Origin of the sequence: Herbaspirillum lusitanum P6-12 (genome assembly GCF_000256565.1) — a bacterium.
Taxonomy (GTDB): domain Bacteria; phylum Pseudomonadota; class Gammaproteobacteria; order Burkholderiales; family Burkholderiaceae_D; genus Herbaspirillum; species Herbaspirillum lusitanum.
Genome location: NZ_AJHH01000481.1, coordinates 1 through 10,280, shown reverse-complemented (window position 1 = coordinate 10,280; position 10,280 = coordinate 1). Strand labels below are relative to the sequence as shown.

The following is a 10,280-nucleotide window of genomic DNA, read 5'->3' as shown; positions in this document are numbered from 1 at the left end:
ACGTCTTGCCGTACTGCCACCTGCTTCCACGGCACCAGCTGCGGCCGTTTGCCGTCCAGCGTGCGCACGAAACCCTTGGTGCGCAGAATGGGCTCCGACTTTGCGGCTTCGGCAATCGCCTGCTTGAGCTTGTCGGCCGGTTGCGGCGACTGGCTGCGCAGCGTGAACGACAGCCAGCCCGGATCCTGCTCGTGGAAATGCTTGTGCGTCGCCAGTCCATGGCTATGGGCGCCGAGGCCGGAATGCGCATGGCCGTTCAGACGCCCCTGGTCGTTCAGCACGCTTGCATCGGCGCCGGGCATGCGCACGTGCGTATAAGTGTGCTGATGCGCCTGCAAGGTCGGCTGATGCAGCCGCAGGCCGAGCGCCAGGCGGATGTCGAGCTGCGCCTTGTACGCCAGTTCGAGGAAGCGCACGTTCGGCGCGCGCGAGCGCACGCGCTGTTCCGCATCCAGCAATTGATCTTCGTTCAGGTCGTCGATCTTGTTGAGCACGACGACATCGGCGTATTCCAGCTGGCGTTCGAACATGGCGGCGACCGCATCATCGGCGCCACTGCCCTGCTGCTCGAAGCGGTCATCCAGCAGCAAGGGCGTATCGACCACCGCCAGCGTCGCGTCGAGGATGAAATGCGCGGCCAGCTCCGGTGTCTGCAGGCTTTCCATGACGGCCGTCGGCAAGGCCAGTCCGGAGGTTTCGATCAGCACGTGATCGACCTGCGCGCGCCGCGCCGCCAGCGCCAGCATGGTGGGGATGAAACGTTCGTCGTCGCCGTAGGCGATCAGGCCGTAAGGAAAATCCTGGATGCGCACCTGCCCGCCCGCGTCGCTGCTGCTGGCGCGGATCAGGTCGCCGTCGATCGTCACTTCACCGAACTCGTTGATCAGCAAGGCCAGCCGGCGCGTCTGGCGGTGTTGCACCAGACTGCGCAGCAAGGTCGTCTTGCCGGCGCCGAGGAAACCGGTGACGATGGTGACGGGGATAGGCTGCGCTGGCGTCATGCGCGTTGGCTTTCTTTCTGCCAGCGCTCCACCTGCGCCAACGCTTCATCCAGATTGCCGGCCTGCACCGGATAATCCAGTGCCGGACGGCGCACCGTCAGCAAGGGAATATTCAGTGCCTTCGCCGCATCGGCCTTGGCGCGATAACCGCCGGCATCGCCGGAATCCTTGGTCACCACGCAATCGATGTTCCAGTCGCGCCACAAGGCTTCGTTGAAGCCTTGAGAAAACGGTCCCTGCATCGCACAGATGCGGCTGCGCGGAATGCCAAGGTCAATGGCGCGCTGGATGAATTCCGGCTCGGCGGTGACGCGCACGAACCATTGCTTGCGATCGGCGCCGGGGGCTTGCAGGAAGGTCGCCAGATCCTTGGAGCCGGTGGCGAGGAAGATGCGCTCGCCCCTGGCAATCGCCTGTTCGGCCGCTTGCTCCATCGAATCGCAGACAAGCGCATGGTTCGCGATATCGGCAATTGCGCTTGGGCGCTCGTAACGCAGATAAGGAACACCCAGGCTCTGCGACAAGCCCATCAATTGCTGCGACATCAGCGTGGCATAAGGATGCGTGGCGTCGACCAGCACGCGCGCTTCGTGACGCAGCAAGGCCTGCTTGCGCGCTTCCACGCCCTGACGGCCGGCCCAGACCGTCACGCCCGGGCAATCCTGCAAGGCCAGCTCACCGCCATATTCGGTTGCCGTCGAGACCACCACCTGATGACCTTGCGCGGCCAGTTGCTTCGCCAGCGCATTGCCGTCGCTCGTGCCGGCGAAGACCCACACCGCCTGCGACGGCAATGCCGGTTCTTCTGCCGCGACTACCGATTCGTCGTGCCAGTCGTTGTAGCCGCGCGGCGTGAAGATGTAGCCGCGCTTGCGCTGCGTGAAGCGGTTGCCGATCACGATGCTGGTGAGCATGTCGAATTGCAGCGATGGCAATTCGTCGAGGCGGTGAATGCTGACTTCCTGGCCGGGGCGATAGGCGTTCTTCACCACCCCGCACAAGGTATGCGGCGCCTTCGATTCCAGCATCAGCTTGAGGATGCGGTACACGCCTTCCTGGCGGCCGGCGCTTTGCACGTTGTACAGCACGCAGGCCAGATCGGCCTGGGCGATGTGACGTGCACGGTTCTCGATCCACTCCCACGGGCACAACAGGTTGGACAGGCTCAGCGTGGCGAAATCGTGCGACAGCGGCGATCCCAGCAAGGACGCGCAGGCGTTGGCCGACGTCACGCCGGGGATGACGTTGACCTGGTAGTCGTCGTCTTCCTTCATCTCGTCGAAGGCCAGCGCCGCCATGGCGTAGATGCCGATGTCGCCGCTCGAGATCAGCGCCACCTTTTCACCGCTGCGCGCCTTGTCGATCGCCAGCAAGGCGCGTTCGCGCTCCTGCGTCAGCGGCGGGGTGTGGATCTCCTTGCCCTCGATATGCGAACTGATCCAGCGCAGATACAACTCGTAGGCCACGATGACATTGCTGTCGCGCAAGGCGGCGATGGCGCGCGGCACGATCAGGTCGCCGAAACCGGGACCGACCGAGACCAGATTCAATACTCCACTCATAACACTGCTTTCTTTTTCAATTTCAGGTGAATTTCTTGTGACTCGGCTTCATTCCGGGCTTGCTTCCATGTCGGGCAAACCGATGTCTTCCACAATCGCTACGGTCACGCCTTCCAGCGCGGTCTTCGGCAGCGCCAGTACGCCGCGCGGACTGGCGATCAGTGCGCACGGTTCGCACACGCCGTCGACGCCGACGTTCTTCTGCACCCATTCCGACGGCGCCGTGACCCAGCCGCGCGCAGCGACGTCCGAGGCCGCAATGACGCGCAGCGGCAATTCATTGGCCGCGCAAAAACTCAACAGGCCGGGCTCTTCCGCCTTCAGTTCGATGGTCGCCACTTCGCGCACGTCGCCCAGCGGACGGCCGACCAGGGCCAATGCATGCGTCACGGCGGCGGCGATTTTTTCCACCGGCACGTTCTTGCGGCAACCGATACCGAGCACCAGCGGCTTCAAGGCTTCGGTTGCAGTCGTCACCACCGGCACCGCGCCGACCACATTGGCGACGCGATAGGCAAGCCGGTTGCCGCCGCCTTCGTGACCGCCGAGCAGTGACACCGCAAAGCGTCCCGCTTCATCGAGCAGCACCACGGCCGGATCGGTCAGCTTGTCCTGCGGCAAGCCTTCCAGGAAACGCACCGCCACGCCGCTGGCCGCCAGCATGATCCACTGCCCCTGATGGCGGTAGGACGCACGGAACTGCTGTTTCTGCGGAATGCCCGCGTTCAGCCACGGCCGGTACAGCGTGCCGCCCAACTGTCCCTGCAGACGCGCCGCCAATGCTTCGCTCTCCGCGCGCACCAGCCAGATGCCGAGAGAAGTCGATGGTGCGTTTTTCAGGGAATTGCTCATGATCAGACCTCGTCTCCGGTGATGGAAATTTCCACGGGTTCTGCGGCATCTTTATTCTTTTTCACCACGCGGAACAGATGCGTGAAATCCTTGGAATACAAACTCGATTCGACTTGCCGGCCCTTGTCCAGCGCGGCACCGACCAGCATCATCGTGGTCAGGTTCCAGGCGCCGCGCTTGGTTTCTTCCAGCACGGTCGCCAGCGTGCCCTGATAGACCCGCTGATCGGGCCAGGTGGCGCGATAGACCAGCGTCACCGGCGTGGTGTCGGGATAGTGCAGGCGCAGGTCGGTGACAATCTTTTTCAGATGCGGACCGGACAGGAAAATGCACATGGTGGCCCGATGTTCGGCCAGACGCGCAATCGATTCCAGCTCCGGCACCGCCGAGGCGCGGCCGGAGACGCGCGTCAGGATCACGGTCTGCGACACTTCCGGCTTGGTCAGTTCCGCCGTCACCGCGGATGCGGCTGCAGTGAACGAGGACACGCCGGGCACGACTTCATAGGCAATGTCCAGCGCTTCCAGGCGGCGCATCTGCTCGGCGGTCGCGCCGTAAATCGCCGGATCGCCGGAGTGCAGGCGCACCACGTCAAGGTCCTGCGCTTTTGCGCGCTCGTAGCATGCCTGTTGCTGCTCGAGGTCGAGCTGGGCGGTGTCGATCAGTTCCGCATCGGGCCGGCAATGTTGGAGCATCTCGGTCGGCACCAGCGAGCCTGCATACAACACCATCTGCACGCTGCCGAGCAGCTTGGCGCCGCGCAGCGTGATCAGGTCGGGAGCGCCGGGACCGGCGCCTACAAAGTAAACTTTCATGAATACGCTTTCATTGCTGATGCCTCTTTTCCAATGCGGTCTTGCGAATCAGCATGGTGGCCAGGTAGCCGCTCACGGCATGGTCCCGGTCGCCTGCTTCCAGTTCGCGCAAGTCGTTCGCCAATACTTCGCCGTCCAGTCCGATGCGCCGGGCGAAGGCGCAGTGTCCGGCGATGCCCATTTCTTTCAACAGCGCCAGCACCCACGGCAGGCGCGCGCCGACTTTCATCAGCACCACGATGTCGTGCGTCTCGATCTCATGCTGCAATGTTGCCGGGTCGTCCGGGCACGGCAGGATCAGGGTGCGCTCCTTGCCCACGCCCAGCGGCCAGTCGAGCGCGGCAGCCGCCGACGCATAGCTGGTGATGCCGGGAAACGTCCGGTGCGGAAACGCCGGCAGCAAATCCTTCAGCGCCGCCAGGATGTAACCGTAGGTCGAATACGTCAGCGTGTCGCCGATGGTCAGATAGGCGACGCTGCGGCCGGCCTGCAATTCGGCGGCGATGTCCTGCGCCAGTTGTGCATAGTGTTCGCGCAGCACGTTGCGGTCGGGGTCCATGTTGAACTCGACTTCGCGCAGGCGTTCCGGCGCGACGGCGACGCCTTCCAGGCATTGCAGCGCAACCGAGGTGTCGGCACTCTTGGCGCGCGGCACGTAGATCAGGTCGGCCTGCTGCAGGGCCTGCATGGCGGCCAGCGGCAGATAGCCCGCCGGTCCGGGGCCGACGCCGATGCCCCAGAACATTCCGGGTTGTGCCTTCATGCTGCGCCTCCCAGCAAATTGCCCTCGAGATCGAACAGCCGCACCTCGACGCGCTTCACCGACGGCAGGCGCGCTTGCGCCAGCGCCGCGATGCGGGCTTCGATGGCGCGCCACAAGGCGACGGCGCCGGGCTCCTTCTTCAGTCGTTCGATTGCTGCTTCCACTGTGTTTGCACTTTCCATGTCGGCGATCAGCGCTGCGGAAAACCCGAGCTCTGCCGCCAGTTCCGACGCCACCCGGGCCACGCCGCCCATCGCCATGTTGCTCTTGCTCGAATGCGTATCCCAGACGCCGTCGAGCACCTTGGCCAGCTTGCCGGGATGCCCCGCCAGCCACAATACGTCCAACGCTGCGTCCTGCTCGGCCAGGGCCGACTGCGTGAAGTCGAGCGCGTCGCCGAGGAAGTTGGCGATCTGCACCGAGCGCGCTTCCGGCAAGCCCAGTTCGTCGCGCGCGAAGGTGCGGCCGATCTTGCCGGGCAGGTACGCCACGCAGGACGCCACGCCGTCCGGCTTGCTGTCGTCCGCCAGCGCCACGCGGATATACACTTCTATCGATGCGATCCACGAGGCCAGCGACATCGGTTCGACGATGCCCGAAGTGCCGAGGATGGAAATCCCGCCGACGATCCCGAGACGCGGATTGAAGGTCTTCTGCGCGATCTTCTGGCCATCTTCGCAACCGATGGCGAGATCGAAGCCGGTCTCGCCCTGTATGTTCAACTCTTCCAGCACTTCCGCCACCGCCAGCCGCATCATCTGGCGCGGCACCGGATTGATGGCCGGTTCGCCTACCGCCACGCGCAAGCCGGGCTGGGTTGCGGTGCCGACGCCGGACGCCGCCTTGAAGCGAATCTCTCCCGCATCATTACGCGCCACTTCCGCAAAAATCGTCGCTCCGTGCGTGTTGTCGGGATCGTCGCCGCCGTCTTTCAGGACTTCTGCGCGCACGCGCTTGCCGTCGTGTCCATCGAGCTGCCGCACGTCCTGTATCGGCACCAGCAGATAGTGCTTGCCGTCCGGCAGGCTGACTTCCGCCTTGTCGATTTTTTCTCCTCGCAACAGCATCGTCAGCGCCGCCTTCACCGCCGCGGTGGCGCAGCTGCCGGTCGTCCTGCCGCGCCGCAGGCCGTTGGGGGCCGGCACGGCGAGGTCGAATTCGGCGCGTTCAAGCTCCTGCATTGATCTGCAACTCCGCTTCCTGCGCGGCGATGACTTGTCCGATGGCGTCGATCATCAGGGCGTTGACCACCGTCGCCGCCCACGGCGATCCGCCGCGCGTGCCGCTGTTGGTGATGCGCGGCACCTGCAGGCAGCGGCGCAACTCGTCCTTGCTTTCACGCGTGCCGACGAAGCCGACCGGCAAGCCGATCACCAGTTGCGGCCGCCAGCCGTGCTCGCGGATCAGGCGCGTGGTCTCGACGATCGCGGTCGGCGCATCGCCGATGGCGAGGATGATGTCGTTGCCGAACTTTTCCCATGCGCGGCGCACGCCGGCAGCCGAGCGCGTGATGCCCTGCGCCTGCGCCAGCAGATGCGTCTCGCGGTCGTGCACGCCGCACCAGGTTTCAACGCCGAGCTGTTCGACCAGCGCACGCTTGAGGCCGGTCTGCACCATGGTCACGTCGGTCACCACGCGCTTGCAGCGCAGAATGGCGCGGATGCCGGCATCAATCGCACCGGCTGAAAAATAGATGTCGTCGACCGCGTCGAGAGGTGCGCCGGCGGGAACATCGACCAGTCGCGGCCGGCGGCGATGATCTCGAAGCTTTCCTTCTCGATCGGATGCGGCACGTACGGTGGGAATTCTGCTTGCGGTTCGGCGACAAGGGTTTCGCGACTCAACAAACCACGCACCTGCAAATGATGCGCACGCTGCGGCTCGCCGATCTGCTCTTCGAAGCCGACGATCTGGACCCGGTATTTGCACAGGCTGCAATTCATCGCCGCACGGCCTTCCACCGCTTCGCGTGCGCGCTCCAGCAGGACGTCGGCGACGTGTTGATGCACGCCCAGATAGCCGGCCTTCAATACTTCCAGACCCGGCTCGCGCTGCTGCAAGTCATCGGCGGCGGCGTAGATGCGCTTGACCAGCACGCCGTCGAACAGGAAGAACGGCAACACAATGATGCGTGCGAAACCAAGCAGGGCGGCTGCGCGCAAACCGTCCGCGACCAGCGGCTTGGCGGTGCCGGAATAGCAGACATAGACGCCGCCGAAGCCCATGCCCTCTTCCAGCATGCGCGCCAGTTTCGACACTTCGCCGTTGGCGTCGGGATCGGTGGTGCCGCGCCCGACCAGCACCAGGCAAGTATCGTCGCGGCGGATGGTTTGCGATGATTGCGCTTCGGCGGCGAGGATGCGTTCCTGCGCCAGTTGCAGCAGTTGCGGATGCAGGTTCAGCGCCGCGCCGAAATGGAAGTCAACTTCGGGATGCCTGCGCGCCAGCTCCAGCACTTCGGCCGGCATGTCGTTCTTGGCATGGCGCGCGGCCAGCAGCACGCCCGGCACCACCGCGACCTGCTTGCTGCCGGCGGCGAGATTGGCGTCGACCGCTTCGCTGATGGTCGGGCTGGAGAATTCGAGATAGCCGTGCGTCACTATCCGGCCGGGTGCGCGGGCGCGCACGATCTCGACCAGCGCCTCGAACTCGCGCACGGCGTCGGCGTCGCGGCTGCCGTGACCGGCGATCACGATGCCGTAGCTTGCCTTGCCGTCAACTAACTTGGCGCTGTCGGCAATGTCGGCAGCCGCGTTCACGCCGCCTCCGCAGGCGCAGTTGATACGCCCGGAGGAGGCTCGATCTGGCTGTCCATCGGTGTAGGGGTGCGAATCAGCATGATGCTCATGTCGGTGAACTCCTTGTCCACGCATTCAGCCAGTGAGCCATGCCACTCGGCGTCGCCGCGCGTGAGGTTTTCCCAGACTTCGGTCGGATGATCGGGCTGCACGCCGTTTTCCAGCAGATAAGCCGCGATATGGCGCGGCATGAAGGAGCGCGCTGCATCCCATGGACACGGTATCACAATCGCATTGCGGCCGTCATTGAGCACATGCACCAGGTGGCGCTTGAACGGCGTCAGGTCGCCGCGCCGGTGGAAGGTGATGAAGGTGGTTTCGTCGAAGCAGACCTTGGCGCGCGAGGCCAGGATTTGCGCCGAGGAAATACCGGGCAAGGTCTCGACCGGATGGCCGCAGGCGCGCTCGACGCGTTCAAGATACTGGAAACCGCTGAAATGGATGTCGCCCATGAACACCACCACGCAGCGCTTGCCGGCATGATGCGCGGCGGCAACCAGGTCAAGCTGCGCCACCTGGTCGCGATAGTTCATCAGGATGACCTCCGCCGTCGGCGGGATGATGCTTTGCACGACGTTGACGACAGCGTCGAAACCCGCCACCACGTCGGCATCGCGAATCAGCTCGGCGCCGCGTTGGGTGAGGTAGCCTATATCGCCGGGACCTGCTCCGATGCAGATGATCATATGTTGTTCCTTGATTAATTCTCTATTGAGTCATGCGGGCGCGAATCGTCAGCGCCAGATTGTCGGCCGTCAGTTCTTCCAGCGTCATGCATTCGGCGCCGAGCGCCTGCGCCAGTTGCGCGGCACGGCCCAGGCGGACGTAGCCGGTCTCGGTGTCGAGCACCAGCGCAGGCGTGCCGCGCGCAGCCAGTTGCTCGGCCAGCGCCAGCGTCTCGCGCCACGGGTCGCCGCCGTTTTCAAGCGCTACGTTGCCCTTGCCGTCGCTGAGTAAAACCAATAGCGGCGGGGCAACGCCGGCTGACTGTTCCAGCGTCTGCAAGGCCAGTTGCAGCGCATGCGGCAAAGGCGTGCGGCCGCCGGTCGGCAGTTCGCGCAAGCCCTGCTCGGCGAGGTCGACGCTGCGCGTCGGCGCCAGCAACACGGATGCCTTGTCGCCACGGAAGCCGATCACCGCCACCTGGTCGCGACGCTGGTAGACATCCGTCAGCAGGGCCAGCACCGCGCCCTTGACCGCTTCCATGCGGCGCTGCGCAGCCATGGAACCGGAAGCGTCGACCACGAACAGGATCAGGTTGGCGGTCTTGCCCGCCTTGACCTTGCCGTGCAGGTCGCCTGCTTGCAATTGCAGCACCGCGCCCTCTTCCACGCCTTCCGCTGCGCTGCGCAATACCGCGCTGCGCAGGGTGGCGCCGACGGCCAGACTAGCCGGATTGCTGTCCGGCACGGCGCGGATCATACGGCCGCGCGTGGCGTCGGCGGCATCGCTGCGGCGACCGGCCAGCGTGGATACATTGTTCACGGGCGCGTCGACTTTCAGCTGGCGCGCATTGCCGACGCTCGCAGCAGCGAACATCTGCTGGCTGTCGCCGCCTTCCGATTGATCGTTGCCATCGGAAGAAGAATCCGATTGCTCCTGATCATTGCCGTCTTGCCGTTCAGGCGGCATGGCTTGCTGCATCAGATCGTCCAGCTTGTCCTGATCCAGACCGGGTTGCTCGAACGGCTTGCGGCGGCGGCGATGCGGCAACACCAGTTCGGCGGCGGCGCGCACGTCGTCCGGCGTGACCTGCGTGCGGCCGTCCAGTGCGGCAAACGCGCGCGCGGTCTTGTGCATGACGATGTCGGCACGCAGGCTGGCGACTTCGAACTCGCAGCAGAGATGGCTGATCAGTTCCAGCATGGCATCGTCCAGCACCACCTCGGGCAGCAGGCGCTGGGCCTGGGCCACTTGGTTGCGCAAGGCGTCCTGGCGGTCTTGCCACTGGCTGGCGAAGGCGGCGGGATCGGCTTCGAAGGCGATGCGCCGGCGCACCACCTCGGCACGTACGGTCTTATCGGTGGGTGCGTTGACCTCCACCATCAGGCCGAAGCGATCCAGCAGTTGCGGACGCAGGTCGCCCTCTTCCAGGTTCATCGTGCCGATCAGCGTGAAGCGCGCCGGATGCGACACCGACAGGCCTTCGCGTTGCACCGAATTGACGCCCATGGCGGCAACGTCGAGCAGCACGTCGACCAGGTGATCCGGTAGAAGATTGACCTCGTCGATGTAGAGGATGCCGCGATGCGCGGCAGCCAGCAGGCCCGCTTGCAAGGCATTCTTCTCGCCCTTCAATGCGCGTTGCAGATCAAGCGTGCCGAGTACGCGGTCTTCCGTCGCGCCCAGCGGCAAGGTGACGAAAGGCACGTTCGCCGAGATTGTTTTGGCACCGCCCCGGCAAACCGCGCACTGCTCCGCAGGCTGGCCCGGCAGGCAGTTGAAGGCACAGCCGGCGACACGTTCGACCGGCGGCAACACCGCCGTCA

8 protein-coding genes and 1 pseudogene are annotated in these 10,280 nt (G+C 64.8%); all 9 read right to left on the bottom strand.

Annotated elements, in window-relative coordinates; translation table 11 throughout:
* A partial coding sequence (locus tag HLUSI_RS0116115; protein ID WP_016834953.1) for a CobW family GTP-binding protein occupies positions 1-1,001 on the bottom strand: 1,001 nt, incomplete at its 3' end.
* Positions 998-2,563, bottom strand: a complete 1,566-nt coding sequence (cobJ, locus tag HLUSI_RS0116110; protein WP_029363604.1) for a precorrin-3B C(17)-methyltransferase — start codon at positions 2,561-2,563, stop codon at positions 998-1,000. The genes HLUSI_RS0116115 and cobJ, both read right to left, overlap by 4 nt.
* A gap of 48 nt (positions 2,564-2,611) precedes the next feature.
* Positions 2,612-3,415: a cobalamin biosynthesis protein gene (locus tag HLUSI_RS0116105; RefSeq protein ID WP_016834951.1), complete on the bottom strand. Its 804-nt coding sequence runs from the start codon at positions 3,413-3,415 to the stop codon at positions 2,612-2,614.
* A gap of 2 nt (positions 3,416-3,417) precedes the next feature.
* The gene (cobM, locus tag HLUSI_RS0116100) at positions 3,418-4,230 is read right to left on the bottom strand and encodes a precorrin-4 C(11)-methyltransferase (protein ID WP_016834950.1); all 813 of its coding nucleotides are present in this window, start codon (positions 4,228-4,230) and stop codon (positions 3,418-3,420) included.
* A 10-nt stretch (positions 4,231-4,240) separates the two neighbouring features.
* The gene (cobI, locus tag HLUSI_RS0116095) at positions 4,241-4,993 is read right to left on the bottom strand and encodes a precorrin-2 C(20)-methyltransferase (RefSeq protein WP_040503561.1); all 753 of its coding nucleotides are present in this window, start codon (positions 4,991-4,993) and stop codon (positions 4,241-4,243) included.
* Entirely contained in the window at positions 4,990-6,174 is a 1,185-nt protein-coding gene (gene cbiD / locus HLUSI_RS0116090) for a cobalt-precorrin-5B (C(1))-methyltransferase CbiD (protein ID WP_016834948.1), read from the bottom strand. The genes cobI and cbiD overlap by 4 nt, the downstream gene beginning before the upstream one ends.
* Positions 6,161-7,734 (bottom strand): annotated as a pseudogene (locus HLUSI_RS29015) (precorrin-8X methylmutase). Before HLUSI_RS29015 ends, cbiD begins: the two are co-directional and overlap by 14 nt.
* Positions 7,735-7,748: 14 nt before the next feature.
* Positions 7,749-8,492 (bottom strand): cobalt-precorrin-7 (C(5))-methyltransferase, encoded by a 744-nt coding sequence (locus HLUSI_RS0116080; RefSeq protein ID WP_414086979.1) that lies wholly within the window; start codon positions 8,490-8,492, stop codon positions 7,749-7,751.
* Positions 8,493-8,499: 7 nt separating this feature from the next.
* Positions 8,500-10,280 (bottom strand): magnesium chelatase subunit D family protein (locus tag HLUSI_RS0116075; protein ID WP_016834946.1); only part of this gene is annotated, 1,781 nt, incomplete at its 5' end.

Excerpts from the sequence above, each read along its gene's own strand:
- cobM (WP_016834950.1), bottom strand. The coding sequence starts at position 4,230 with ATGAAAGTTTACTTTGTAGGCGCCGGTCCCGGCGCTCCCGACCTGATC.
- cbiD (WP_016834948.1), bottom strand. The coding sequence starts at position 6,174 with ATGCAGGAGCTTGAACGCGCCGAATTCGACCTCGCCGTGCCGGCCCCC.
- HLUSI_RS0116105 (WP_016834951.1), bottom strand. The coding sequence starts at position 3,415 with ATGAGCAATTCCCTGAAAAACGCACCATCGACTTCTCTCGGCATCTGG.
- cobJ (WP_029363604.1), bottom strand. The coding sequence starts at position 2,563 with ATGAGTGGAGTATTGAATCTGGTCTCGGTCGGTCCCGGTTTCGGCGAC.
- cobI (WP_040503561.1), bottom strand. The coding sequence starts at position 4,993 with ATGAAGGCACAACCCGGAATGTTCTGGGGCATCGGCGTCGGCCCCGGA.